Source organism: Streptomyces sp. CA-288835 (assembly GCF_050936385.1).
Lineage (GTDB): Bacteria > Actinomycetota > Actinomycetes > Streptomycetales > Streptomycetaceae > Streptomyces.
The window spans coordinates 6534317-6560417 of record NZ_JBNJMW010000001.1; the positions used below are offsets into that span (position 1 = coordinate 6534317).

Annotated in this window: 22 protein-coding genes and 1 pseudogene; 12 read left to right on the forward strand and 11 right to left on the reverse strand. The window is 70.6% G+C overall.

The window, feature by feature from the left end:
* Positions 1 to 356: 356 nt before the first annotated feature.
* Positions 357 to 1487, reverse strand: a complete 1131-nt coding sequence (locus ACQEVY_RS29890) for a hypothetical protein (protein WP_432955465.1) — start codon at positions 1485 to 1487, stop codon at positions 357 to 359.
* Positions 1444 to 2541 (reverse strand): phosphatase PAP2 family protein, encoded by a 1098-nt coding sequence (locus tag ACQEVY_RS29895; protein ID WP_432952469.1) that lies wholly within the window; start codon positions 2539 to 2541, stop codon positions 1444 to 1446. The genes ACQEVY_RS29890 and ACQEVY_RS29895 overlap by 44 nt, the downstream gene beginning before the upstream one ends.
* Before the next feature lie 227 nt (positions 2542 to 2768).
* On the opposite strand from ACQEVY_RS29895, the pseudogene ACQEVY_RS29900 reads away from it, so the two are divergent.
* A pseudogene (locus ACQEVY_RS29900) lies at positions 2769 to 3005 on the forward strand (histidine phosphatase family protein); the annotation flags it as partial.
* 275 nt (positions 3006 to 3280) lie between these two features.
* Here the strand turns inward: ACQEVY_RS29900 and ACQEVY_RS29905 are convergent.
* Complete coding sequence (locus ACQEVY_RS29905) at positions 3281 to 4798, reverse strand: hypothetical protein (protein WP_432952470.1); 1518 nt, start codon at positions 4796 to 4798, stop codon at positions 3281 to 3283.
* 283 nt (positions 4799 to 5081) lie between these two features.
* On the opposite strand from ACQEVY_RS29905, the gene ACQEVY_RS29910 reads away from it, so the two are divergent.
* Both ACQEVY_RS29910 and ACQEVY_RS29915 read left to right on the forward strand, forming a co-directional pair.
* Positions 5082 to 5555, forward strand: a complete 474-nt coding sequence (locus ACQEVY_RS29910; protein WP_432952471.1) for a hypothetical protein — start codon at positions 5082 to 5084, stop codon at positions 5553 to 5555.
* Positions 5556 to 5769: 214 nt separating this feature from the next.
* Entirely contained in the window at positions 5770 to 6654 is an 885-nt protein-coding gene (locus ACQEVY_RS29915; protein WP_432952472.1) for a spermidine synthase, read from the forward strand.
* Between the two features lie 48 nt (positions 6655 to 6702).
* Here the strand turns inward: ACQEVY_RS29915 and ACQEVY_RS29920 are convergent, their stop codons facing one another.
* Entirely contained in the window at positions 6703 to 9465 is a 2763-nt protein-coding gene (locus tag ACQEVY_RS29920) for an AMP-binding protein (protein WP_432952473.1), read from the reverse strand.
* A gap of 173 nt (positions 9466 to 9638) precedes the next feature.
* Between ACQEVY_RS29920 and ACQEVY_RS29925 the strand changes: the two genes are divergently transcribed.
* From ACQEVY_RS29925 to ACQEVY_RS29935, 3 genes are all read left to right on the forward strand, one after another.
* A complete protein-coding gene (locus tag ACQEVY_RS29925) occupies positions 9639 to 10688 on the forward strand; it encodes an iron ABC transporter substrate-binding protein (RefSeq protein ID WP_432952474.1) in 1050 nt (349 codons plus the stop codon).
* A gap of 212 nt (positions 10689 to 10900) precedes the next feature.
* Complete coding sequence (locus ACQEVY_RS29930) at positions 10901 to 12367, forward strand: ABC transporter permease (RefSeq protein ID WP_432952475.1); 1467 nt, start codon at positions 10901 to 10903, stop codon at positions 12365 to 12367.
* A 14-nt stretch (positions 12368 to 12381) separates the two neighbouring features.
* Entirely contained in the window at positions 12382 to 13455 is a 1074-nt protein-coding gene (locus tag ACQEVY_RS29935) for an ABC transporter ATP-binding protein (protein WP_432952476.1), read from the forward strand.
* Between the two features lie 107 nt (positions 13456 to 13562).
* On the opposite strand, the gene ACQEVY_RS29940 is transcribed toward ACQEVY_RS29935, so the two are convergent.
* Positions 13563 to 14309, reverse strand: a complete 747-nt coding sequence (locus ACQEVY_RS29940) for an SDR family oxidoreductase (protein ID WP_432952477.1) — start codon at positions 14307 to 14309, stop codon at positions 13563 to 13565.
* A 157-nt stretch (positions 14310 to 14466) separates the two neighbouring features.
* Between ACQEVY_RS29940 and ACQEVY_RS29945 the strand changes: the two genes are divergently transcribed.
* Positions 14467 to 15309 carry a helix-turn-helix transcriptional regulator gene (locus tag ACQEVY_RS29945; protein WP_432952478.1) on the forward strand — a complete coding sequence of 281 codons (843 nt, stop codon included), beginning with the start codon at positions 14467 to 14469 and terminating at the stop codon, positions 15307 to 15309.
* Positions 15310 to 15415: 106 nt separating this feature from the next.
* Positions 15416 to 16291, forward strand: a complete 876-nt coding sequence (locus ACQEVY_RS29950; RefSeq protein WP_432952479.1) for a GNAT family N-acetyltransferase — start codon at positions 15416 to 15418, stop codon at positions 16289 to 16291.
* A gap of 91 nt (positions 16292 to 16382) precedes the next feature.
* Here the strand turns inward: ACQEVY_RS29950 and ACQEVY_RS29955 are convergent, their stop codons facing one another.
* Both ACQEVY_RS29955 and ACQEVY_RS29960 read right to left on the reverse strand, forming a co-directional pair.
* Positions 16383 to 16577, reverse strand: a complete 195-nt coding sequence (locus ACQEVY_RS29955) for a DUF397 domain-containing protein (RefSeq protein WP_432952480.1) — start codon at positions 16575 to 16577, stop codon at positions 16383 to 16385.
* Between the two features lie 11 nt (positions 16578 to 16588).
* Positions 16589 to 17470 carry a helix-turn-helix domain-containing protein gene (locus ACQEVY_RS29960; RefSeq protein WP_432952481.1) on the reverse strand — a complete coding sequence of 294 codons (882 nt, stop codon included), beginning with the start codon at positions 17468 to 17470 and terminating at the stop codon, positions 16589 to 16591.
* A gap of 240 nt (positions 17471 to 17710) precedes the next feature.
* Between ACQEVY_RS29960 and ACQEVY_RS29965 the strand changes: the two genes are divergently transcribed.
* Positions 17711 to 18211 carry an ATP-binding protein gene (locus ACQEVY_RS29965; protein WP_432952482.1) on the forward strand — a complete coding sequence of 167 codons (501 nt, stop codon included), beginning with the start codon at positions 17711 to 17713 and terminating at the stop codon, positions 18209 to 18211.
* Positions 18212 to 18331: 120 nt separating this feature from the next.
* Here the strand turns inward: ACQEVY_RS29965 and ACQEVY_RS29970 are convergent, their stop codons facing one another.
* Positions 18332 to 19621 (reverse strand): MFS transporter, encoded by a 1290-nt coding sequence (locus tag ACQEVY_RS29970; RefSeq protein WP_432952483.1) that lies wholly within the window; start codon positions 19619 to 19621, stop codon positions 18332 to 18334.
* A gap of 752 nt (positions 19622 to 20373) precedes the next feature.
* On the opposite strand from ACQEVY_RS29970, the gene ACQEVY_RS29975 reads away from it, so the two are divergent.
* From ACQEVY_RS29975 to ACQEVY_RS29985, 3 genes are read left to right on the forward strand one after another with little or no spacing between them, the layout of a single operon-like run.
* A complete protein-coding gene (locus tag ACQEVY_RS29975) occupies positions 20374 to 20973 on the forward strand; it encodes an ABC transporter ATP-binding protein (RefSeq protein WP_432955467.1) in 600 nt (199 codons plus the stop codon).
* Positions 20970 to 21332: a hypothetical protein gene (locus ACQEVY_RS29980; RefSeq protein WP_432952484.1), complete on the forward strand. Its 363-nt coding sequence runs from the start codon at positions 20970 to 20972 to the stop codon at positions 21330 to 21332. The genes ACQEVY_RS29975 and ACQEVY_RS29980 overlap by 4 nt, the downstream gene beginning before the upstream one ends.
* 8 nt (positions 21333 to 21340) lie before the next feature.
* Positions 21341 to 22549 (forward strand): hypothetical protein, encoded by a 1209-nt coding sequence (locus ACQEVY_RS29985; RefSeq protein ID WP_432952485.1) that lies wholly within the window; start codon positions 21341 to 21343, stop codon positions 22547 to 22549.
* Between the two features lie 95 nt (positions 22550 to 22644).
* On the opposite strand, the gene ACQEVY_RS29990 is transcribed toward ACQEVY_RS29985, so the two are convergent.
* The 3 genes from ACQEVY_RS29990 to ACQEVY_RS30000 all read right to left on the reverse strand — a co-directional run bounded on the left by ACQEVY_RS29990 (position 22645) and on the right by ACQEVY_RS30000 (position 26101).
* Positions 22645 to 24063: a GH1 family beta-glucosidase gene (locus tag ACQEVY_RS29990; RefSeq protein ID WP_432952486.1), complete on the reverse strand. Its 1419-nt coding sequence runs from the start codon at positions 24061 to 24063 to the stop codon at positions 22645 to 22647.
* A gap of 103 nt (positions 24064 to 24166) precedes the next feature.
* A complete protein-coding gene (locus ACQEVY_RS29995) occupies positions 24167 to 25078 on the reverse strand; it encodes a carbohydrate ABC transporter permease (protein ID WP_432952487.1) in 912 nt (303 codons plus the stop codon).
* A gap of 12 nt (positions 25079 to 25090) precedes the next feature.
* Positions 25091 to 26101 carry a carbohydrate ABC transporter permease gene (locus ACQEVY_RS30000; protein ID WP_432955469.1) on the reverse strand — a complete coding sequence of 337 codons (1011 nt, stop codon included), beginning with the start codon at positions 26099 to 26101 and terminating at the stop codon, positions 25091 to 25093.

The window sequence follows — 26101 nt, forward strand, 5'->3', positions numbered from 1 at the left end:
CCAGGCGGGGCGCTTTGCACGTTTCGGTGTTGTACGTGCGGGTGCGTTGTGGCTGGTCGCGCCCACGCGGCGGAGCCGCCTAGTGTCACGGCCCGCGCCCCTAAAGGGCGCTCGCCGCGCCCAACGAGGCGGAGCCACGTATTGACGCAGCCCCGCGCCCCTTACGGGGCGCTCCGCGCGGGTCGGTGTCGTTCGTGCGGGTGCGTTGTGGCTGGTCGCGCCCCGCGGCGGAGCCGCAATTTGACACAGCCCCGCGCCCCTGACGGGGTGCTGGTCGCGCCCCCGCGGCGGAGCCGCATATTGATGCAGCCCCGCGCCCCTGAAGGGGCGCGGACTGCACCGGGGCTGCCATGCGCTCAGCACGTCGCCCGCCCCACTCCCTCGCGGCCGTCCAGCGCCTCCGCGCGCAACTCCGCCGCTCTCCGCAGCGCGGCCACCGCCGGGTCGTCCGGGTCGCCGGAGTCGCCGCGGGCTGCCGACAGGACGTCGTCGACCGTCGTCAGGCCGCCCAGCTCTGCCCGCAGGGAGCGGCCCAGGGACGTCACCGCGCCCTCGGTGCGGGAGCGGTTCCGGCAGTGGAAGGCGAGTTCGCAGGTGGAGAGGCATTCGGGGGCGTAGGTGGCGGGGACCGACTCGACTGCTGCCGTCAGGTCGGGGGTGGGGAGGTCGGGGGCGAAGCAGGTGCCCTCTGGGAGGGTGGCGGCGATGTCCTCGATGCGGGTGAGGCGGTCCAGCTGGCGGCGGGTCACGGCGCGCTGTTTGCGGACGTCGACGGCGGAGGCGGTGGGGAGGTTCGAGAAGTCCTTCGGGCAGACCAGGAGCACTGAGTGCCGTACCTCGGGGGCGGGGGTGATGCGGTCCGCGACCCGCTCCAGCGCCAGTACGTACACCGCGGCCTGCCGCGCCGCCGCGCCCACCTTCGCCGCGTCCGCCGAACCGTCCAGCATCGGGAAGGACTTGATCTCTACGACCGTCCAGCTTCCGTCGGGATGCACCACGACCGCGTCCGGCTCCAGGAAGGCGGGTGAGCCCGCGACCTCCAGCGCGAGCATGGGGTGGTCGAGCAGCGTCCAGGCGCCGGCCTCGGTCGCTTCGCGCAGCGCCAGTGCCGTACGGGCCGCACGTCCCTCGGGGCCCACGGCCGTCAGGTCGGGGACGAGACCGTTCGCGGGCGGCTCCGCCCCCGGGTCCAACTTCTCGTGCACCAGCCGCAGCAGCTCAGCGCCTCCGTCGGCCTTGACCTTCGCCTCGAAGGCGTTGCCCCGCATGAACGCGAACTGTGACTGCCCGAAGGCCGACGGCGAGCCGAGCGCGCTCGCCAGCGCCGCCTTGTTCACCCCCGCTCCGTCGAGGATGGCGCGGCGCTTGCAGCCGGGGTTCGCGGCGAGTGCCGCGAGGGCACGGGCGTCCAGCGGCTGCGGCGCGACCGCCGGACCGCGCAGCTCAGCGAGCCGCTGCCGGAGTCTCGTCCCCCGCGTCGGCGGGATTTGCTTCGGGTTCGGCTCCCTGCTCGGTGCCGGAACCTGGGCCGGCACTGACCTTGCGCTGTCGCGGAATTCGCTCACCCGGGGAAGTCTGGCATCCACCACTGACAATTGAGGAGCCTGCGGCTCGAGAGCCCGCTGTGACGGAGGCGACGACCGGTTCGGGAACCGCTTCCGGGACGGATTCCGGGATCGCTTCCTGGACCGGCGCAGCGACGGGTGTCGAGCCAGGCGTGCCCGCTGTCCGGACCCGGGCGAGCAGCCGTATCCGCGTCCGTATCTGTATCCCGTACCGCTCCCGAACCCGGTCCGCCAGCCGCAGTACCGGCCGGGTCAGCAGCAGGCCGACGCCCATCACGGCGGCGCCCGCGAGCGCGTCGAGGAAGTAGTGGTTCGCGGTGCCCATCACCACGACCGTGGTGATCAAGGGATACGCGACCCCCGCGATCTTGGTGAGCCGTGTGCCGCCGTACTTCCACAGCATGACCCCGCACCACAGCGCCCATCCGACGTGCAGGCTCGGCATCGCCGCGTACTGGTTGGTCATGCCGCCCAGGCCCCGCGGCGCGCTCGCCTCGCCGCCCCACCAGCCGTAGTCGCTGTACTGGGCCATCGTGTCGACGAAGCCGTGGCTCGCGGACAGCAGCCGGGGCGGGCAGGTGGGCAGCAGCGTGAAGCCGATCAGGCCGATGAACGTCGACGCCAGCAGCCAGGTGCGGGCCGCCCGGTAACGCACGGTCCGGGAGCGGAAGATCCACACCAGGATCGCGGGCGTGACGAGGTAGTGCAGCGACGCGTACCAGAAGTCGGCGGGTATGCCGATCCAGGGCTCGCGGGTGAAGAGGCGGTTCAGCGGGTGCTCGGCGTTGAGGTAGAAGACCTTCTCGATGCGCAGGATCTCCAGACCGTGGTCCACGGCGGTGGTCACGTCCCCGCGCGCGAGCAGCCGGCCGGCCGAATACACCGCGTACACCAGGAGGATCAGCGGCAGCTCCGCCCACCAGCGGGGCCGAACGCGCGATACCGCCTCGGTAACCGGTACATCGGTCCGCCGCATCCGACCGCCCTCCCCCTTCTGACCCCGTGGCCGGTGCGCCACGCCCCAAGGTCCAACCTATGCGAACGCCTGAACGGGGCGCCTCGGTCCTGCAAGACGCTGAGATCGCCCAGTGGGTTGCCCCGAAGCAGCCTCGGCGATGATGGAGCGATCCACCAGAGGGTCATCCCTGAATCCGACCCTGAGCCATTCCTGGTCCATCCCTGACCCCACCGGAGGCCGAACTCATGGCACCGCGCATCCTGCTGGCCCGGCACGGACAGACCGAGTGGTCACTGGCCGGCAAGCACACCGGCAGGAGTGACATTGCTCTCCTGGAGGAAGGCAGGCGCGGCGCCAAGCTGCTCGGGGAGCGACTGCACCGGGCGCCGTTCGACGGGCTCTCCGGGGTCGAGGTGCGTACGAGTCCGCTGGCACGCGCGCGTGAGACGTGCGAAATCGCAGGGTTCGGCGACCTACGCGCTCCGCTGGAAGAACCGTCCGCACCTGCGGGTCCGTCGTGGCTGGTCGCTCCCCCACGCTCGAATCGAGCTCGCGCGGGGGGACCCCCATCGCGGCGGAGCCGCACATTGACACAGCCCCGCGCCCCTTTGGGGCGCGGGCGAACCGCACCGGACGCTTAGCCGTCGCTGCAGCGGTCAGGCGCCCACACAAAGCACCGGCGGAGAGCTGGAGCCGCGTAAACCGTCTGCCTACGTCACCTCACCCCAAGTGGCGCCTACGGGATACCGACGCAGCGCTATGCCGTCCGCGCCAGCGCCGCGTGCCGTTCCAAAAAGTCCGACACTCCTGTCGCGCGGCGATGCGGCAGCAGTACCCGGGCCGTGCCCGCGAGCATCGTCTGGACGCGTGAGGACTGGACCTCGTTCAGAAGGTCCAGTACGCGCAGTCCGGCCGTGGCGGCCTCGTCGGGGTGGCCGGCGCGGGCCAGGTCGTCGGCGAGTTCGGCGGTGTAGAGCGCGATGTTGCGCGTGAAGTGGGGGTCCTGGAGGCGGGCCGCGCGCCGGGCGTGGTGGGCCGCGCGCGGCCAGTCGCCGAGCGTCGACCAGCACTGGGCCTCCAGGCCCGCCAGTTCGGCCGCTCCGTAGAAGCTCATCCACTCCGGGTCGGCCTCGCAGGGCCCGCGGTCGAACAGCGCGTGCGCGCGGGCGAGCGCCTGCTCGCAGCCGGTGCGGTCGGCGAGCCCGGCCCAGCCGCCCGCCTCGCGCATGGCGAGCAGCGACAGGAGCCGGGCCGAACCCAGCGGACGCGCGACGCGCTGCGCGGCCTGCGCCGCCCGCACCGCCTCACGCGGGCGTCCCGCGTCACGCGCCAGGAAGGACGTATTGCAGAACGCGTGCGCCTCCAGGGCCGGGTCCCCGGCGACCCGCGCGGTCGCGAGGGCCTCCGCGTAGTGCGAGCGCGCGTCGCCGAAGCGCCCCGAGTCGTGTGCCAGCCAGCCCACGGAGATGGCCAGTTCACCCGCCCCCGAGTGCAGCCGCTCGGCGGTCGCCCGCCGGGTCGCGCCCGCGTCAAGCAGTGAGTACGCGGCCCGCAGCGGAGCCGCCGCTCTCCGGTAAAGACCGTCCGCGCCGTGCCGGTCGTCGAGCAGCCGGATCTGCCGTACGGCCTCTTCGAGCGCGCCCGCCTCGGCCTCACCGACCCGGCGCACGGGACGGTCCGCCGCGACGGCCGGGCCGCCGAACGCGAGGCCCAGCGGGCCCAGGGAGGCGGCCGCCACGGTGACGGTGCCGCCGGTCATGAATGCGCGACGCTGCACGTCGCTCTCCTCGTGGTTCTGATCGTGGTACTCGTACGGGTCTTCCGTTCCGTACGTGTCTTGCATGCCGTACGTGTTGTGCGTTCCGCAGGCGTGTTGCGCGTCCTGCGTTTCATACGGCTCGTGCGCCCCATCCGTCTCATGCGGGGCGTACGTCGGGCTCGTGGTGCGCGAGGGGAGCGCCTCGTCCAATTCACGCGCCCCGCGTCCGCGTACCGATGAGCGGGGCGCGAAGCCCAGGTCGGTCAGCGACCGGCCGGGGAACATATGCAGGAACACCCGCTCGTACGCGTAGTTCGGGCAGCGGATCTCCCCCGCCTCGACGCGCCCCACGTAGCGCGCGTCGCAGCTCACCCGCTCCCCGATCTCCCGCGCGGCCCGTCGCACCGCCGCGGCGAACTCGCCCGGCGAGCGCTGCCCGCGCAGCTCCCGGAAGGCGAGGTTCGGCCGCGGTGGTGGAGGTGACTGGGACGACGAGGTCGTCGTGGACGACGCCATGGCCGGGCCCTCTCTCGCGAACCGTCGAACCATGCCGGAAACCGGGCGAGTTGATCACGTTTCGCTCGGATGGATCAGGTCTCGCTCATGTTTCTGGCGGGCAAGAACGTACCCGCTGTGATGAGCCGACCACGCGAGGTTTGGCTACAAACCGGATATCTCATCCATGATCTGCCATGAACTGCCATCCTTTGCGGCTGAGTTGCGCCGTAGCCGTTGACGTCCGGGGGCGTTGAACCATGCGGTGAGTTCGATCGAGGAGGGGTTCCATATGGAGGTCGCGATGGAGACCAGACAGAGCATCGATCGCCGTGCGCCGCTCTCGACGGAGGCCGCGCCCCCGCCCGGGGGTGAGGGGCCGGCGGACCCCGGCGACCCCTGTGACCTCGTCACCGTCCCGACGCGGCAGGGCTTGGAGGCCGTCGACATCCTGCGCCGGGGTTCCTCGGAGGCCGTGGGCCCCGTACTGCACGACGACAGCTGCGACACCCTCGGCTTCCTGGTGCCGCCGGGCACGGCGGACGCGTGGGATGTGCCGGGGAGCACGTGCACGCAGACGGATGGTCGGGGTGTCAGCCTCGTCGCGGAGGCCGCCGCCTCCGAGGACTCGGGCGCCGGGTCCGGCGAGCCGCCCGTCGAGGGCTCCGACTGGCTCCTGCCCCCGGAGGACTCCGAGCTCGCCACGGACCCGGTTGTGCTGCGGGCGGCGCTGGACGAGGCGGCTCGGTTGATCGAGGCGGCCGATAACTGCCGTTAGGTGTTGCAGGCGACGGCCGGTGATTGTCTGCGGGTCGGCCGTGGCTGGTCGCTCCCCCACGCTCGAATCGAGCTCGCGCGGGGGGACCCCCATCGCGGCGGAGCCGCACATTGACACAGCCCCGCGCCCCTTTGGGGCGCTGTCGCTGAGCCTCCCTCTCCCGCCCCCGATAGTGGGCTGAGCCACCCCGCCCGTACGCCGCGATAATGGCCCGATGGCAAGGGCAAGGGCGAAGCCGAGAACCAAGCGGTCAGGCGACCGGCGGACGGCGCAACCCGTCGTCGCCGAAGTCGACGGCGGGCTCGCCGAGCTGATGCCCGACCGGGACAGGCCTCGGGCCTGGTCGCTGTTCATCGACGGTGCCCCGCAGTCGTACGTGGACCTCGACGACCCGGCGTATCTGAACTTCGAGTACCAGCGCCGCCTCGGCCATGTCATCGACCTCGTCGGCCCGCCGGGCAAACCCGTGCATGCCGTGCACCTCGGCGGCGGCGCCCTCACCCTCGCCCGCTACGTCGCCGCCACTCGCCCCCGCTCCACCCAGCAGGCCGTCGAGCGCGACGCCGCCCTCGTCCAACTGGTCCGCCGAGAGCTGCCGTTGGACCCGAACGCCCGGATCCGCGTACGTTCCGCCGACGCCCGCGAAGGGCTCGCCAAGGTGCCGGACGGCTGGGCGGACCTGGTCATCGCGGACGTGTTCAGCGGGGCGCGCACGCCGGCGCATCTGACCTCCACCGAGTTCCTCGACGACGTCCGCAGGGTCGTCAAGCCGGGCGGCGTATACGCGGCCAACCTCGCCGACGGCCCCCCGCTGGCCCACCTGCGCGGGCAGATCGCCACGGCAGCGGGCGTCTTCCCGGAGCTCGCCCTGGTCGCCGACCCGGCCGTACTGCGCGGCAAACGCTTCGGCAACGCGGTCCTCGTAGCTTCCGACCACCCGCTCCCGATCGCCGAACTGACCCGCCGCGCCGCTTCGGACCCGCACCCCGCGAGGGTCGAACACGGCAGAACGCTGACCGACTTCACCGGCGGCGCCGTAGCCGTCACGGACGCGGCTGCGGTGGCATCACCGGCGCCACCGCCCTCGGCGTTCCGCTGATTCGAGACCGGCGGCACGGCGGTACAAGCGGCACGGCGGTGCAAGGCGTCACAGCCGCCTGACCACCCGCGTCGCCACGGCCGCGTACCCGATGCCGACGGCCAGGCAGGCGAAGAGGGCCAGGAGCGGGAAGTCGTCCGGGATGTGGGGATAGACCTGAAAGTGCGTCAGGTAGATGTAGAGCGAGCTGCTCGCCAGGATGCCCGTGATCCGGTTGAGCGGGCCCAGGCTGGGCAGCGTCGGCACCCAGATCAGCAGCGTCAGCCCGGCCACCACGAGCATGGTGCGCAGTGGCTGGTCGTTGAAGAGGCCCGGGAGTGCGAGCAGGAGTACCGCCGTCAGCAGCGACCGCTGTCGCACGGTGGTCGCCCGTGCGGCGGCCCACCCCAGCGCGAACAGCCAGAAGACCACGGTCGGTCCGAGGTGGAAGCGGGCGGGTGCCAGGTCCGGCAGGTCGTACCGGCCGATCAGCCCGACCGCCAGGAGCGCCAGTGGCACCCCGAACGCGTACCGCCGCTCCAGCCGGTCCAGCAGGGGAACTGCTATCAGTACGGCGAGGACGACCAGGATGTAGACCAGCGCCTCCACGAACCAGTAGTGCCATTCGTGACGTTCGGTCCCCTGGTCGAGGAGGCTGTTCAGGAGCAGGGCGTTGGCCGGGTCGTAGTGGCCGGTCAGCGCCACCGCGCCGGCGATCCACGCCACGCTCGGTACAGCGACGCGGGCGATGCCGCGCCACAAGTGCCGTACGCGCGCGCGGCGTTCGGCGCCGGTGAGATGGAAACGGGCGAAGTTGTAGCCCGCGACGCCGATCAGCACGTGCGCGCCGCCCTGGAGGGAGAAGAAGGGGATGTGCGAGGCGACGATCAGAACGATGCCGACTGCGCGCAGGGCTACGCCGGTTTCCAGCGTGCGACGGGTTCGCCAGGACCGCGAGGGCCGCGAGGGCCGCGGGGACTTCGGGCCGCGGGTGCGGATAGGGAGCCGCCCGTTCCACCAGACCGGCCGTCCGGCGGCTCCGGCTGCCGGGGCTTCGCCGGCTTCCGTACCTGCCAGTTCCGTCACGGGAGTTGCCAGGGCGCGCAGTTCGCGAATCGGCCTCGTATACCAGTCGGTGGGAAGCCCGCCGAGCGCTTCCTCCAGCCGCAGGGACATCTCGACGTAGGAGAGCGAATCGCCGCCCAGGCCCACAAAGCTGCTGTCCTCGGTGGCGTCGGCCCGGTCGAGGATCTCGGCGTAGAGCCGGCACAAGTCCCCGGCGAGCCCTGCCTCTTCCACCTCCTCCGGTGCCGGGCGCGTCAGCCGTCGTACGGCCTCGTAGTCGGGCTTGTCCGTGGCGAGCCGAGGGAGTTCGGCGAGGACCCGGACCCGTATCGCGCGGGCCGGGATTCCGCACACGTCGGCCACCAGGCGCCGCAGCCGGTCACCGTCGGCGGCCTCGTCCCCCGCCGCGGCCACAGCCAGCGCGTCGCCGTCCGCCGTGCAGTACGCGGTGACCCCGTGCCGCTCCAGCAGCGCCTCGACGCGCTGGGGGTCGATCCGCAGACCGAGGATCTTCACGAACCGGCCGCGGCGGCCCACGATTTCGTACAGTCCGTCGGGTGCGCGCCGGGCGAGGTCTCCCGTGTGCAGTTCCCGTACGGTCCGGCCGAGGGCGAGGTCGGCCGGGCTCTCGGCGTAACCGAGCATCACATTGGGACCGGAGTAGACCAGTTCGCCGATTTCAGGATCGTCCAGATCGCCGATCCCGGGATCACCCTGGTCGTCGACCGGGTGCAGCCGGAAGGAGCCGCCGGGGATCGGCACCCCGACGGATTCCGGGCGCTCGGCGGCGAGATGCGGCGGCAGGTAGGCCATACGGGCCGTCGCCTCGGTCTGCCCGTACATCACGAACAGTTCCCAGCCGGACCGGCGCCCCAACTCCGCGTACCGTGCGACGCGTTCGGGTGCGAGCCGACCGCCGGCCTGGGTGACGCGGCGCAGCTGCGGCAGCCGCATCCGCTCGAAGCCGACCCGGTCGAGCAGGTCGAAGGTGTACGGCACCCCGGCGAGGGACGTGCCGCGGGCGGTACGGAACTCCGCCCAGAAGTCCGGCTCCGACACCGAACGGTCCGTGAGGATCAGCCCGGCACCGCGCAGCAGGTGGCTGTGGACCACCGACAGGCCGTAGCAGTAGTGCATGGGGAGGGTCGTGGCCGCGCGGTCGGTGTCGGAGATACCGAGGTACGTGGCGATGGACTCGGCATTGGCCTGGACGTTCTCGTGGGAGAGCCGCACCAGTTTGGGTGAGCCGGTCGAACCGGAGGTGCTCAACAGCAGGGCGAGATCCGGATGGAGGGTGTGGCTGCTGCCGTGGTGCCGCTCGTCGAGGGTCCAGGTGCCGTGGTCGTCCGGCCGGGCCACCACGTCCGGGTTGTACGCGGCGGTCAGGGTGCGTATCGCGCGGTCGTTGTCGCCGGGGACGAGCAGTACGGGGTGGCCCGCGGAGAGGGCGGCGAGGTGGACGACGAGGGCGTCGGCCCGGTTGGCGCCGGCCAGCAGCACCAGTCGGCGTACGGGGCCGAGGCGCTCGGCGGTGGCGGCCACGCGTTCTGCCAGCCGGCGGTAGGAGAGCTCCCCGTCCGGGGTGATCAGCGCGACGCGGTCGCCGTACGCCGCGAGCTTCCGCGCGAACGGCACGCCGTGCGGGCGTACTTGCGGCGCGCTCTGCGGACGTACGGGCGGTTCCGGAAAGGGGACCGAGGTGGGCGGGGCGGCCGACGGGGTCGAAATGCTGGGCGGCGCCTGGAGGGGCCCGAAGGGGTCGATCACGGTGCGCGCCTTTCCGCAGCAAAGTCCGCAGATAACACAGATCCCTTGACGGTTAGGCAAGGTTTACCTTATTCATAGCATGTTCACAGTTGGCTAAAAAGCGTCAGTACGCCGCTCGCCGCCCGACGACGCGACCTGCGGCGTCGCAGCGAGCCACGCAGGAAGGCACCCTCATGCGACGCCCTCTGGCTGGCCGAATCACCGCGCTCGTCGCGGCCGGCCTGCTGCTCCCCGCCCTCGCCGCCTGCGGCTCCGACGACGACAAGAGCAGCTCGGCGGACGGCGGCGACTCCGCCCTCGTCATCTACTCCGGCCGTAACGAGAAGCTGGTCAAGCCGATCCTCGACAAGCTGGAGAAGGCCGTCGGCACCGAGGTCGAGGTGCGCTACGGCGACAGCGCCGAGCTGGCCGCGCAGATCCTGGAGGAGGGCGACCGCACCAAGGCCGGACTGTTCTTCTCCCAGGACGCCGGGGCGCTCGGCGCCCTTGCCAAGGAGGGGATGCTGGAGAAGCTCCCGCAGGCTCAGCTGGACAAGGTCGACAAGGCCTACCGGAGCGCCGACAGCGACTGGGTGGGCGTCTCCGGGCGCGTCCGCGTGATCGCGTACAACCCGGACAAGGTCGCCGAGGGCGACGTCCCGGACAGCGTCCACGACGTGGTGAAGCCCGAGTGGAAGGGCAAGGTCGGCTTCGCGCCCACCAACGCCTCCTTCCAGGCCTTCGTCACCGGCATGCGCGTACTGGAGGGCGACGACGCGACCCGTGAGTGGCTGGAGGGCCTGAAGGCGAACGGCGCCAAGACGTACGCCCACAACCTCGCGACGCTCGACGGGGTCGAGGCCGGCGAGGTCTCCCTCGGCCTGGTCAACCACTACTACTGGTACGAGCGGGTCGCCGAGAAGGGCGAGGACAAGGTCAACTCCAAGCTGCACTTCCTGCCCGGCAAGGACCCCGGCGCGCTGATCAACGTCGCCGGGGCGGGCGTCCTCAAGGGCAGCGGGCAGAGCGAGACCGCCCAGAAGGCCGTCGACTTCCTGCTGTCGGAGGAGGCGCAGACCTACTTCGCCGACAAGACCATGGAGTACCCGCTGGCCGCGGGCGTCACCAGCACCGTCGAGGGCCTGCCGCCGTTCGACTCCCTCGAGTCGCCCGACATCGACCTCGGCAAGCTGGAGTCCCTCCAGGAGACCCTGGCCATGCTCCAGGACGTCGGGCTGGTCTGACGGCTGTGACCACATCGCAGTCCGGGCGCCCCGACACGAGCAGTGGGGTGCCCGGTGCACGTCGGTCCCGGACAGGCGGGGAGCCAACCCGCCGGTCCCGGACGGGCGGGGAGCCACCCCGTTTTCGTACGGTCCAAAAGGCGCTCGGTGCCCGGCCGTTCCGTAGCACGGCCGGGCGCAGAACACCCCTCGTCCTGCTCGTCCCCGCCTGCGTGGCGGCCCTCTTCGCCCTGCTCCCGCTCGGCTATCTCGCCGTCCGCGCCCTTGAACGCGGCCCCGCTTACGCCTGGGACGTCGTCGCGGACGAACGCACCCTGCACCTGCTCGGCCGCAGCCTCGGCCTCACCGCCGTGGTCGTCGCGGCCAGCCTGGTGCTGGGCGTCTCGCTGGCCTGGCTGACGGTGCGCACCGCCCTGCCGGGCGCCCGCGCCTGGTCGGTGCTGGCCACGCTGCCGCTGGCGGTGCCCAGTTACGTCGCCGCCTTCGCCTGGCTGTCCGCGGCTCCCGGACTCGCCGGTTTCGCGGGCGCCGCACTTGCCCTGACCCTGGTCAGCTTCCCGTACGTCCACCTGCCGGTCGCCGCCGCGCTGCGCGGCATCGACCCCGCGCAGGAGGAGGCCTCGCGCTCCCTCGGCCACGGCCCGGCGGCGACCTTCCTGCGGGTCACCCTGCCGCAACTGCGACCGGCCGCGGCGGGCGGCGGGCTGCTCGTCGCGCTGTATGTGCTCTCCGACTTCGGCGCGGTCTCACTGATGCGGTACGACACCTTCACCCGTGCCATCCACACCTCGTACCGTGCGTCCTTCGACCGCACCCCGGCCGCCGCGCTCAGCGTCGTGCTGGTGGTGATGACGGTGGCACTGGTCGCCGCCGAGGCCCGTACGCGCGGACGCGCCGGGCACGCAAGGACCGGCACCGGCACCGCCCGCCCGGCCGTACCGATGGCACTGGGCCGGTGGGGACCGCTCGCGTTGCTGTGGTGCGGGGCGGTGGTGGCCGTGGCCGTCGTCTTCCCGCTCGGCACCCTCGCGTACTGGCTGACCGCCGGCAGTTCGGCCACCTGGGACCTGGGTGCGATCGCGGACACCGCGTGGGCCACGTTCACCGTCGCCGCGGCCGGGGCCGCCCTCACCACGGCCCTCGCCCTGCCCGTCGGGGTGATCGCCGCCCGGCACCGGGGGCGCGGCGCGCGCCTGCTGGAGCAGGCGGCGTACGCGGGCCATGCGCTGCCCGGTATCACGGTCGCCCTCTCCCTGGTCTTCTTCGCGGTCCGCTACGCGTACCCCCTGTACCAGCAACTCCCGCTCCTGGTCTGCGCGTACGCGGTCCTCTTCCTGCCGGTCGCGGTGGCCGCAACGCGGGCCGCCGTGCTCCAGGCGCCGCCCGTGCTGGAGGACGTGGCCCGGTCGCTGGGGCGGCGGCCGTGGCAGGTCCTGCGCGAGGTGACCGTGCCGCTGGCCGCGCCGGGGGTGGCGGCGGGGGCGGCACTCACGTTCGTGGTCTGCATGAAGGAGCTGCCCGCCACCCTGCTCCTGCGCCCCACCGGCATGGACACCCTGGCCACCCGCCTGTGGACCGAGACGGGCGCCGGGTCCTTCGCGGCGGCCGCACCCTACGCGGCCGCGCTGATCCTGCTGGCGGCCGTCCCTTCGTACCTCCTTGGCAGGCACCGAACATGACGGGCATTACGGACATGAACGAGCTCCATGTCGAAGGACTGACCAAGTCGTACGGTGACGGCGGCCCCGTCCTGCGCGGACTGGACCTGACCGTGCCGACCGGCGCCCTGGCCGCCGTCCTCGGCCCTTCTGGCTGCGGCAAGACGACCCTGCTGCGCATCGTCGCCGGCTTCCTGCGCGCCGACGCGGGCACGGTACGGGTGGGCGACCGGGTCCTGACCGGCCCGGGTGCGGGCGTCCATGTGCCACCTGAGCGGCGCCGCGTCGGCATCGTCCCGCAGGAGGGCGCGCTGTTCCCGCACCTGAGCGTGGCCCACAACGTGACCTTCGGCCTGAAGGGTGTGGACCGGGCCGAGCGACGCCGCCGCACGGACGAGATGCTGGAACTGGTCGGCCTGGCAGGCTACGGCGACCGCATGCCGCACGAACTGTCGGGCGGCCAGCAGCAACGCGTCGCCCTCGCCCGGGCGCTCGCCCCGCGTCCTCAACTGGTGCTGCTGGACGAGCCGTTCAACGCCCTCGACAGCGCGCTACGGGCGGGAGTACGGGCCGACGTGCGGACGGCGCTGCGCGCGACGGGAGCCACGGCCGTGCTCGTCACCCACGACCAGCAGGAGGCTCTGTCCACCGCCGACCTCGTCGCCGTCGTACGGGACGGCCGCGTCGCCCAGTGCGCCACTCCGCAGGACCTCTACCGCCACCCCGCCGACCCCTGGGTCGCCGACTTCGTGGGCGACGCCGTCCTGCTCCCCGGCACGCTCGAGACCGACGGCACGGCCCGCACACCGCTGGGCACCGTGTCCCTGGGCGCCCCGCCCGCGGGCCTGCGCACCGGCACGGTCCTGCTCCGCCCGGAACAACTCCGCCTCACCGCCCCCACCGCGGAAGACGCGGCACGGGGCACGGTGACCGACGTCTGCTACTACGGCCACGACGCCATGGTCACCGTGTCCGTCGACGGCCACGACACCCCGGTCGGCATCCGGGTCGCGGGCCCGCTGCGGGTGCGGCCGGGGGAGCAGACGGGGGTGCGGATTGTGGGGGAGGGGGCGCTGCACGCGGAGGGCCCCGAAGCGCGGCCGAGCTGACTCGTAGCAGCTGAGCACCCCCGTACGTATACGAGGAACTGCGGCGCTACAACATCGCGTTCCGTGGGCCTGGTGCCTGGTGCCTGGTGCCTGGTGCCTGGTGCCGCTCAGCGGAAATCGCTGAGCATGGCCAGGACGTCGTCGTACGTACCGTTCGCCGCCGCGTCTCGAAAGAACCTGGCCCGCTCGACGACGATTTCCCTGGCGTCGGGGTTTTCCCGCAGAAGGTCCACGGCCTCGGTGAGGTAGTCCTCCAGCGGCATGGCGTTCTCGTCGTCCTGCTGGCCCATGAGGGTGGTGCGCACGCCCGGCGGGACCACCTCGATCACCTGGACGCCGCTGTCGGCGAGCTGCACGCGCAGGCTCTCGGAGAAGGAGTGCAGCGCGGCCTTGGTCGCGCCGTAGGTCGGGGTGACCGCCAGCGGTACGAAGCCCATCGAGGAGGTGACGTTCATGACGACCGCGTCGTCCTTGCCCGTGAGCAGGGGCAGGAAGGCGTACGTCATCCGGATCGTGCCGAGCAGATTGACGGCGACGTGGTCCTCGGCGACCGGGAGAGAGGCGGGGTCGAGGAGGTTCTCGCGCAGCATGATGCCGGCGTTGTTGACCAGGACGTTCAGGTCCGGGTGAGCGGACGCCACCCTCTCGGCGGCGTGGGCGATCGACGCGGGGTCGGCGACGTCGAGGACGAGCGCCGCGATGCCGGGGTGCTCGGTCGTGATCTGGTCCAGGAGTTCTTTGCGGCGGCCGGCGACGATCACCTTGTTGCCGGCCTCGTGCAGACGCAGCGCCAGGCCGAGCCCGATGCCCGAGGTGCCGCCGGTGATCAGGATCGTGTTGCCGGTCATCTTCATGGGGGTCTTCTCTCATTCATTCGCTGGCTGCGGGCCGGTGAACGCCACGCCCGCAGCCCCGACCGTAGGAGCGCCTGCGGGGAGGCGGGAGAGGAAGGTTTATCCATGGATTGGCGATCCCTGGATGGGCCGACGCAAAACGGCGACCATGGAGGACATGGACAAGAAAGAACTGGCGGAGTTCCTGCGTCGGCGGCGCGAGATGCTGCGTCCCGCCGACGTCGGACTGGTCGAGGGCCCGCGTCGGCGCACCCAGGGGCTGCGCCGCGAGGAGGTCGCCCAGCTCGCCGGCATGTCCACCGACTACTACGCCCGCCTGGAACAGCGGCGCGCTCCACAGCCGTCCGTCCAGATCGCCACCGCCCTCGCCAGGGCCCTGTGCCTGACACCGGACGAACGCGACCACCTCTTCGCCCTCATCGGCCACAACGCCCCGGCCCGCCTGCAGCCCTCCGAGCACGTCAGCCCGACCCTCCTACGGGTCCTGGAACGCCTGAACGACGACACCCCGGCCCTGGTGCTGACCGACATGGCCGAAACCCTCGCGATGAACCCGATCGCCACCGCCCTGCTCGGCGACCAGACCCGCCATACGGGCCTGGCCCGCAGCGGCTACTACCGCTGGTTCACGGACCCGGCCGAGCGCCTGTATTACGCCGAAGAGGACCGCCCGCGCCACAGCCGCATGATGGCAGCCCGCCTGCGGGCCGTGCTGACGGCCGGCAGCGACGTCGACCGGGCCGCCCGTATGGTCGCCGAACTCCACGAAATCAGCCCCGAGTTCGCCCGTGTGTGGGAACTCGGGGAGGTCGCCCGGCGCTACGCGGAGTGCAAGACCATCCTCCACCCGGATCTCGGCCGTATCGACATCGACGCCCAGGTCCTGTTCACCGAGAACCGCGCCCAGACCCTGGTGGTACTGCCCGCCCGCCCCGGCACGGACAGCCAGGGAAAGCTCGAACTGCTCTCCGTCATAGGCCACCAGCAGCTCACCCCCTGACCCGGCACCGCCTCGACGACACCGCCGGGTGGTCAAGCACCCTCGCCAAGCCGACCGCCCGGAAACCGGGTGCGGACGGTCGGTGCGGTGATGTGTGATCGGGCCTATGGCGATTGCGTTGGGTGAGCCGGGAGTTGACGGGCTGAGCGAGGCAGTGGGCGTGCTGCGGGAGTGGCAGTACGACGGGGCGCCGATGCAACTGCATCCGGGAGATCTGGGCTGGTTCTGGCGGTTCGGTGCGGAGGCGACGGCAGCGGCGGTCCGGACGTGGAGCCGGGGCGGACGGATTCTCGCCGTCGGGCTGCTGGACGGTCCCGAGTTGTTGCGGCTGACGATCGCGCCGGACGCTCAGCGGGACGAGGAGCTGGCGCGGCAGCTGGTCGAGGACGTGACCGAGCCGGAGCGCGGCGTACTGCCCGAGGGGAAGGTGAACATCGAGGCGCCGATGGGCGCACTGGTCCAGGATCTGCTGTCCGAGAACGGCTGGAGCGCCGCCGAGCCGTGGACTCCGCTGCGCCGCGACCTCACGGATCCGGTGAAGGACCCGGGCGTGCGGATCGAGGTGATCGGGCCGGAGCAGGCGCACGTGCGGGCCGCCGTACAGCGGGCATCGTTCGACGGGTCGACGTTCACGGACGAACGCTGGCACGCGATGGCGGCCGGATTGCCGTACGCCGACGCCCGCTGTCTGGTCGCGTACGACGACCAGGGCAACGCGGTGGCGGCGGTGACGGTCTGGTCGGCCGGTCCGGGCAGGCCCGGGTTGCTCGAGCCGATGGGCGTACACCGGGAACATCGCGGTCACGGCTACGGCGAGGCAATCACCGTCGCCGCGACGGCCGCCCTCCAGGACCTGGGCTCATCGAGCGCGATCGTCTGCACCCCGAGCCACAATGCCGGCGCCGTCGCCACCTACAAGTCAGCCGGCTTCCGGCAACTCCCCGAGATCCGGGACCTGCACCGGGACGCCGAGAGCCCGTAGCCGCGATCTCGGAAATCGAGGGTCGGGGCCGCCTGGCGGCCACTTGGGACAGCCGTGATCGCTGACCCATCTCCGCCAACGCAGGTGGGGCTCAGTGGCTGAGGTTCCCCGACTTCAGCGCATGCAGCAGGCCCGCGAGGGCGCGAGGTGTGGTCGTGGCTATCCCGTCCGGTTGATCGCTCTCGCGGAGGTGAATGCGGTACGGGGTTGCGGCGGCCGCCAGCTCTACGCAATTGCCCTCGCCGCCTGAGCTGAACGACGACTTCTGCCAGGCAAGTTGGGGCATGCTCGGTCCTTTCACAGGGTGTACATCACGTGCTGGATGAGGCTCAGAGAGTCCCGTGACTCGTGCGATTCCGGCGCCGATTCCGGGTCGACCGGAGCTAGCGCCAGTTGCGAGAGCCTCTCGAACATCTTCGCGTACTCGTCGAGTTGGTCTCCATCCCGCAGGAAGAGCGACTTCGTCGGATGTTCCAGGTAGACCGTGTCCAGTTCGGGGGTCGTGCAGCCGTAGATGACGAACGACTGGGTGTGCGCGGCGTAGTTTCCAGCTTCGAACGGGTAGACCTGCACGGTCATGTTGGGCAGCCGGGAGACCTCGATCAGCCGCAGGAGTTGCCTGCGCATGATTGCCGGGCCGCCCACGCGGGTGTGGAGCGCGGCCTCGTGGATGACGGCGCGATACGTCACGGGGGAATCGCCGGTCAGTACACGCTGCCGCGCCAGGCGGAACTGGGCGTAGCGGTCCGCCCGTTGTGGGTCCCCCTCGGTGGCTTCGAGCACGGCGCGGGCGTAGTCCTGAGTCTGGAGCATGCCGGGGATGAGCATCGGTTCGTGCGTTCGTAGCACGGTTGACCGTGATTCGAGTTCGGCCAGATCGCGGGCCGCTGGCCCGATGGTGTCGCTGAACTCGCTCCACCAACCCTTCCCGCGTTCCTGAGCCATCGCCATCAGGCCGTCGAAGTAGGCGCCCTCCGGACAACCGTAGGCACGTAGCAACTTGTACAGCCCGTTGCGCGGGACATCGACGCGGCCGCTCTCGATGTGGCTGATCCTGGTGCGCTCGGCATGGATGAGTTCGGCAGCGGCGTCACCCGACATCCCTGCCTGGATGCGTAGTTTGCGCAGCTCAGCCCCCAGGCGTCGCTGACGCTCGCTGGGGCTGGTCCTCGGTGGCATGCGGTCCTCCCTGTGGCCTTGCGCAGTGTGTCGCGAGGATGGCGCCGACGTCCATCGCACTGAAGGGGCGTCACTCTTGAGAGGGAAGCGCGCCGTACACGGTTGTAACTTTCCCATGAGTGGTCCTACCTTCGGCATCGACCCAATCACCCCGCGTCACGAGGAAGCACCCCCGCCCTCAAGCCAGTTGACGAGGCCTGGACCTGGTCACCGCGTAGACGCCCAACCCGAAGGAGCCCCATGGAAAACCCTCCAAGCCCCAACACTCACCCGCACCCCACCGATGTCTCCCTCGTCTTCCCGCCCCACCCAGCCTGGGTCCGCGCCGCCCGCGAAACCGTGCGCACCCTCCTCGTCACCTCCGGCCGCCCCGAACTCACCGACACCGCAGTCCTGTTGACTTCCGAGGCCGTCACCAACTCCATCAACGCCTGCGCCGCGAAGGGCTGCACCACCCCCGTCACCCTCCACGCCGGCTGGACCGACCCCACCCGCCTCCGCATCCTCATCCACGACGAAGCCCCGGGCCTGCCCACCTGCCGTACCCGCGTCTCCGCCACTGACGAGGACGGCCGCGGCATGCACCTCATCTCGTACGGCGCCGACGCCTGGGGCGTGTGTACACACGGTCCGGGCCGGGGCAAGGCCACCTGGTTCGAGCTTGGAGCGCGAGGAGCGGTCGTACCGGCGTGCTCAGGTGAGGAGGCCGTCGGCCTCGCCGTCGCTGAGGTGGGGCCATGAGGGCGACTGACTGCGACCACATCGGATTTACTCAGGTCATCGATGGATACCCAGGAGTGGTTTTGTGCGTGGAAGCTGACACCACTTGTCGCTCAGGACCAAAATGCCACCGCGAGCCGATCAGTCCTTGCTATCCCCGGCAGCGGCTTCTGCGCCGTGCCGTGTCAGATCAGCTGTCGAGGGATCGAGTTCGTCGGCAGTACGGGCCCTCCGGGTGGGAGAAACCGTCAGCACGAGTGCCTGGATGACTGCTCCGGACAGTCCGATCCACAGGGCGAAGCGATAGCTGACCTGGTCGGCGAGTACTCCGCCAAGCGGGGCACCCACCGCTATCATTCCCCAGTTCATCGAGCGGATCGTCGCGTTCATCCGCCCGCGCAGCCCATCGGGTGTCACCGCCTGGCGGTAGCTCATCTCCACCGGGCTTTCGATGCCGATGGCCAGGGACACGAGGAAGAAGGCGAGCGACACGGAGGCGAGCGCCCACGATCCGCGCTCGGCCAGGACCAAAGGCAGCCAGCCGATGGCGGCGAGCAGGCGGAAGACGACCAGAGTGGCGCCGACGTCCAGTCTTCTGGCCAAGCGACCGGAGAGCGCACCGCCGAGTACCGCGCCGACACTCGCGCAGGCATACGTGACCCCCAGACCGAATTCCCCGATCTTGAGGCTCTGCAGGGCGAAGACCACGAAGACCGTGCTCACCATGCTGTTGAAGAAGAGCATCGCGTGCGAGGTCAGGGCGATGGACGCCAGCGTGCGATGTCGGTAGACCCATGCCACGCCCTCGCGCAGCTCGCTGCCCAGGCTGCGCCGTGCACCTCGATCGGGGACGGGGTCGGGCGCCTTCACCGAGGCGAGCAGCAGGCCGGATGTCAGATAAGTGAGGGCGTCCACCAGCACGGCAAGCGGCGCTCCCATGATTTTGATCAGCGCCCCGGCGATCAGCGGGCCGGTCGAGCCGGCCACCGCGCCGGCCTGTTCCACTCGGGCGTACCCCGCGTTCAGCAGCTCTTTTGGTACCAGCTGTGGCACATACGACTGGTTCGCCGCCTCGAACAGCAACGACAGCACCCCGAACACGAAGACGAACATGCACAGCGCGGGGATGCTGAGCCGATCCAGCGCATACAACACCGGTATCGCACCGAGCAGGACCGCCCTTCCGAGGTCCGTGGCGACCATCATCGGCCTGCGCCGCCAGCGGTCCACCACGACCCCGGCTATGAGTCCGAAGAGCAGATACGGAACCCAGCGGGCGGCGTTGACGATGCCGACCTCGGTGGCGGATGCGCTCAGCGCCACGGCGGTAAGGACTTGCAACGCCAGCCCCGTGACCTGAGAACCGAACGCAGACACAGCCGAAGCGGTCAAGAAACGTACGTACCCAGGGACTTCCACTAGGCGCGGCATGATCGGACCGTACCAAGGGGGACACCGTCAACGCCGCGCTCAAGGAAGGCGTCAAGCGCAAGAAGCGTGCGCTCGCCCTGGCCCGGCTGGCGGCGCGGGCCGACGTCGGCGACTTCGACCCGTTGCTGGACAAGGAGAACTACCGTCGATGAGCGCGGCCGCATCCCTCAGGTCCGCTTACCGAGGTCGAGTTTCTCTACTGCGCCAGGAACCCATTGTGTTGGGCAATTGGGGTTGGTGATCGTGACGTATGGGCTGTGGTCAGCCCTGAGGAAGCTCTAGCCGCCTGAGGGGTGGGGGCTGTTGCGGGAACTTGTGACACTTGCACGTCCAAGTGTCACAAGTTCCCGCAACAGCCTTGGCACCCCGAGGCCGCCCGCTTACAGCGCCGACGGAGGCGTTCCCGGTCGGAGGCCGGAGTGCCTGGCACGGTCCAGGCCGTGGCCCCCGGGGCGTCGGTCTTCCAGCCTTCAATTACCGTGCGAAGCTTCACACTTGGGGCAACAATGATCCTGGGCGTGAGCCGGTTCACCACGCAGGGGGTGGCCAACGCGACGCTGAGCGGCTGCAGTTCCCACACCATGTGCGACAACGTCGCCCCTAGAACGGCGACGAGATCTCTTCCTGGCGTACGACGAACGGATGCTGAGTTGAGCACAGCCGCTGGCGCACCACTTGCCCCGCTCGTCCGGACGAGCGGGGTGTGCAAGGCGTATCGGTCCGCGGCCGAGATCGTATGGGCCGCGCGAGATGTGGACTTCACTGCCAGGGCGGGGGAGTTCGTGTGCGTGTATGGCGCCAGCGGCTCCGGCAAGTCGACGCTGCTGAACCTGCTCGCCGGGCTGGATCTCGCCGACTCCGGCGAGATCCGGGTCGGCGGAGTCGATGTGGGCACGGCCGACGAGGCGCAGCGCGCAGAGCTGCGGCTGCGCACCGTCGGGGTCGTGTTCCAGGAGCACAACCTGATCGAGGAGTTCACCGCCGTAGAAAACGTCGCGCTGCCCCTGGAGGCACGCGGCGTCCCCGTCGCCGAAGCCCGTGAACAGGCGCTGGAGCAACTGTCCCGCGTGGGCCTCGCGGACCTGGCGGAGCGGCTGCCGTGGCAGCTCTCCGGCGGCCAGCGGCAACGGGTGGGCGTAGCACGGGCGCTCACCGGACAGCGCGCCGTTCTCCTCGCGGACGAGCCGACCGGTGCGCTGGACTCGGCCCCGACACAGGAGTTGTTCGAGCTGATCCGCAAGCTGTGCGACGACGGCGTACTGGCCGTGGTCTGCTCGCACGACCCGCGCTGCCGTGAGTTCGCCGACACCGTCTACGAGGTCATCGACGGCCGCCTGGAATCCCGCTCGTGAACGCCACGGAGAAGGAGAAGACGAGGACAGCACCAGCGGCACCGGGGCCTGGCCGTATGACGTACGCCGGTCAGCTCCGCCTGGCCCTCCGACTCGCCCGGCGGCTGGCGCGCTCGCGGGCGCTGGCCCGCTCGGTGGCGATCGTCTTCGTCGCCGCGCTGCTGGTGATGGCCATGTTCATCACCCTGCGGACGCTGTCGCTGTCTGGCGAACAGGTTGCGGACCGCGACCTCGGCCGCTTCGACGCGCAGGTCGGCAGCGGTAGCGGGGTCAATCTCTTGCCGGGCGATGACATCTTCGTCGCCGACCTCGAAGCCCGTGTGCGGGACGTCGGTGTGACGGACGCTGAAGTCTCCTGACCGGCATCGTGATCGCCGCGGTGCTGCTGGTCGTCCCGGAGGTGTTCGGCGGCGTACTGAAGCTGCTCCCGGAGGGCGGGCCCCGCCGCCGACTGGTGCGCCGCCAGCTGGCCGCCGACCGGCGCCGCGCCTGCGCCGCACTGGCCGTACTCACGGTGCTGTTCGGTGCCTCCCTGGGCTATCTCACCCTGCTGGACACCCTGATCCGTACGGCCGAGAAACAGTCGTACGCCGACGTTCTCCCCGGCCAGGTCCTGCTGGCCGGCCAAGAGAGCGACACCTTCCCGCCGAACCAGGCCCTGCTGCGCACAGTCGACGCGTCCGGCGCGATCGACGGCCTGCCCCGCACGGAAGTGCGGTACCTGATGGACGGGAACATCGACAGCCCACGGATGGCAAGCCTGGCAGGCGACGACGGCAGTCTGCTCGCGGCAGACACACCCGAGCAGATCGAGAGACTGCTCGGCCTCCGGCTCGACGACCCCCAGACCGCCGTGCTGCGCGACGGCGGCCTGCTCGTCTGGTCGGACGACAACGACGTTCCCGCGGGCACGAACTCGCGCTCCCGTCTCGTCGTCCGCGAGGGCGACAAAGTCCTGGGCCGCACCGCCGAACTGCCCACGACCACCGTCGCTCCCGACCCGACCTCATGGCGGACCGGTTCCGACGGCATCATGCTGCGCGCCACCGCCGACGCGCTCCGGCTCCCGATCCAGACCGACGGCCCGCTCATGGTTACCGGCGTCTCCGCGGACCAGGCGCACGCCGTGCAACAGGCCGTCATCAACGCCGGCATGGACGCCGGCGCCGTCCTCATCCATGTGAAACCGGACGATCCAGTACCTCCCGCGGCACTCCTGGCCACCACCGCGGGCCTGGTGACCTTCGCGCTCTTCGCTATCCTGGCCGCCACCCGCAGCCAGACCCGCATCCTGCGCCGCTACGTGGCCCGCCTGATCGCCGTCGGCATCCCCCCGCGCTGGGCCCGCCACGTCCTGCTCGGCCAGCACGGCGCACTCATCGGGGCAAGCACGGTCCTCGGCCTGGTGATCGCCCTGGTCCCGAGCGTGGTCCTCGCCCTGCAGATCAACGGCTTCGTCCTGAGCGTCCCCTGGTGGCAACTGGCCGTCCTCGCCGTGTCCCTCTACCTGGCCGCCCTCCTCGCCGCGCTCCACTCCGCCCACAAGCTCAGCGTCACGGAAGCGGGACGGGGCTGAAACGGCCGTACGGGCGGCCACTCTCGCGGAGGCGAAACAGGGGCGCGGCACCCCCCTCAAGCGCCGCGCCCCATCCCCCGTTCCCCCTGTTTCCCCTACTCAGTGGTCACCGGAGGCAGCTCCCCCGTGCGAGCCGCCTGCGCATACCAATGCGCACTCGACTTGGGCGTACGAGCCAGGGTCGAGTAGTCGACGTACACCGCGCCGAAGCGCTTGCCGTAGCCGTAGGCCCATTCGAAGTTGTCCATCAGGGACCAGAGGAAGTAGCCGCGGACGTCCGCGCCGTCGGTGATCGCGCGGCGGACGGCCGAGAGGTGGCCGTGCAGGTAGGCGATCCGCTCGGGGTCGTGGACGCGGCCGTCGGGGTCCGGCTTGTCGTCGTAGGCGGCGCCGTTCTCCGTGATGTAGAGGGGGAGTCCGGGGGCCAGGCGCGAGTAGCGCATGATCAGCTCGTGGAGGCCGGTCGGGTCGATCGTCCAGCCCATCTCCGTGCGCTCGCCCGGAGTTTGATGGAACATCACGTCGTCCGCGCCCGGCCAGGGGGAGTACGGGCTGGCGCCGTGGCCGTCCGCTCGCGGACCCGTCGGGGTGGACTCGGCGGCCGAAACCAGCGCCGGGGTGTAGTAGTTGAGGCCCAGCGCGTCCAGGGGCTGGTGGATCAGCTCGAGGTCGCCGTCGAGGACGTACGACCAGTCCGTGACCGAGGACGTCGCCTCGAAGAGCGTCTGGGGGTACTCACCGTGCAGCATCGGGCCGTGGAAGACGCCGTTCGCCAGGTCGTCGATCCGCCGCCCCGCATCCAGATCCGCCGGGTCCTGCGAAACCGTCCTGACCACCGAGGAGTTGAGGCTCACCGCGACCGTGTTGCGGGCGGGCATCGCGGAGCGCAGGGCCGAAGTACCGAGCCCGTGCGCCAAGTTGAGGTGATGGGCTGCCTTCAGTGAAGCCGCCGCGTCCGTACGGCCCGGAGCGTGCACCCCGGACCCGTACCCCAGAAAGGCGCTGCACCACGGCTCGTTGAGGGTGATCCACTGCTCGACGCGGTCGCCGAGCGCTTCGCCGACGATCTGCGCGTACTCCGCGAAACGCAGCGCCGTGTCGCGCTCCGGCCAGCCGCCCGCGTCCTCCAGTTCCTGCGGCAGATCCCAGTGGTAGAGGGTGAGGGCGGGCTTGATGCCGTGCGCGAGCAGCTCGTCCACCAGGCGGCGGTAGAAGTCCAGGCCGCGCTGGATGGCGGGGCCGCGGCCCGTGGGCTGCACCCGCGACCAGGACACCGAGAAGCGGTACGCGCCGAGGCCCAGCTCCGCCATGAGGGCCACGTCGTCGCGGTAGCGGTGGTAGTGGTCGACAGCGATGTCACCGTGTTCGCCACCGGCCGTCTTCCCCGGCGTATGACTGAAGGTGTCCCAGATCGAGGGCGTACGGCCGTCCTCTCGCACCGCCCCCTCGATCTGGTACGCGGAGGTCGCGGCTCCCCAGAGGAAGGCGGGGGGAAAGGTCACAGGCTCAGGCATGGAAGCGCTCCCATTTGAGGTCGTGGAGGCCGAGGGGTTGGTGGGGGAGGGCGGGGGCCGGGGCGACGGTGGCCCGGCCCCCATGCGCGGGGCTGTCGGCGGGTCAGCCCTTGACGGCGCCCTGCATGATGCCGCCGACGATCTGCTTGCCGAAGATGGCGAAGACGATCAGCAGCGGCAGGGTGCCGAGCAGCGCGCCCGCCATGATCAGGGACTGGTCGGGGGTGTAGCCGCGGCCGAGGCCGGCCACCGCGACCTGCACGGTCGGGTTGCCCAGCTGGGTGAGCACCAGGAACGGCCACAGGAAGTCGTTCCAGGTCTGCACGAACATCAGCATGCCCAGGACGGCCATCGCGGGCCGGGCCGCCGGGAACACGACATGCCAGATCACCCGCCAGCTGCTCGCACCGTCCACACGGGCCGCCTCGATCAGCTCGTCGGGCAGCGCCTGGAGCAGGTACTGCCGCATGAAGAACACCCCGAAGGCGTTCACCAGCGATGGCAGCAGCACCGCCTGCAGCTGATCGGTCCAGCCCAGCTCGGCGACCATCATGTACAGCGGGATCACACTGAGCTGCGGCGGCACCATCATCGTGCCGATGACGATCAGCAGGGCGGCGTTACGGCCCCTGAAGCGCAGCTTGGCGAACGCGAAACCGGCGATCGTGGACAGGAACACGATGGTCAGCGACGAAACGCCCGCCACCAGCGTGGTGTTGAGGAACGCCTCGCCCAGATTGGCGTCCGTCCAGGCCAGTTCGAGCTTGTCGAAGAGGTTGGCGCCGAACCAGAACGGCGGCGGTGTGTCGGCCAGCCGCGCATTGTCGCGGGACGCGGCGATCGCCGTCCACACCAGCGGGAACAGCGAGCCGATGGTGAACAGGATGAGGATGGCGTACGCGATGGGCCCGGCGTGCATGTGCCCGCCGGCGCGCGCCGCCTTGGGCCCCCGTAGGCGCCGCTTGGGCGGTCCGGGCTCCGGATCCGCCGGAGGTTTGGTCAGGGTCGTCGTCACGGCCGGTTCTCCTTAACTACTGGCGCGCAGCCGGCGCGAGATGACGTAGTTGACGATGCCGATCACGATGAGAATCAGGAACATCGTCCAGGCGATGGCGGAGGCCCGGCCCAGGTGCTGGTTCAGCCAGCCCTGCTCGTACATGTACAGACCGAGCGTCTGGAACTGGTGCTGAGAGCCACCGGACGCGCCCTTGTTGGCGTCGAACAACAGCGGCTCGCCGAACAACTGGCTCGCCCCGATCGTCGACACGACCACGGTGAACAGGATCGTCGGCCGCAGCTGGGGCAGCGTGACGTGGATGAACTGCTTCCAGCGCGAGGCGCCGTCCAGGGCCGCCGACTCGTACAGATCCTGCGGGATGGCCTGCATCGCCGCCAGATAGATCAGCGCGTTGTAGCCGGTCCAGCGCCAGATGACGATGCTCGACACCGCGAGCTGCGAGGCCCATGTCTCGTTCTGCCAGTCGATGTTGTCGATACCGACGATGCCGAGGGCCCAGTTGATCATGCCGTAGTCACGGCCGAAGAGCAGCACGAAGACCAGGGAGGCGGCGGCGATCGACGTCGCGTACGGCGCCAGCATCACGACCCGGTAGAAGGTCGAGGCACGCAGCTTGTAGTTGAGGAGATGGGCCAGGCCCAGCGCCATCAGCAGCTGCGGGACGGTGGAGATGATGCCGATGGTCAGGGTGTTCTGCGCCGCGTTCCAGTAGAACTCGTCGTCGAAGACGCGCGTGTAGTTGCGCAGCCCCGCCCACTCCATGTCGGTCGGCGCCGTCAGCTCCACCGTGTGCAGGGACGCCCAGGCGGTGTAGAGCAGCGGGAACAGGCCGAACGCCAGGAACAGCAGGAAGAACGGCGAGACGAAGACGTACGGGCTCCAGCGCAGGTCCCGCTGCCATCGGCGGGAGAGCCGGGCGCGCTTCTTCGCCACGTCCGGAGGTATCGCGTCGGCCGGAGGACGGCCCGGGGCCGCGCCCCCCTTGGCGGGGGGCGCGGCGGTGTCGTGCCGGGTGGCCAT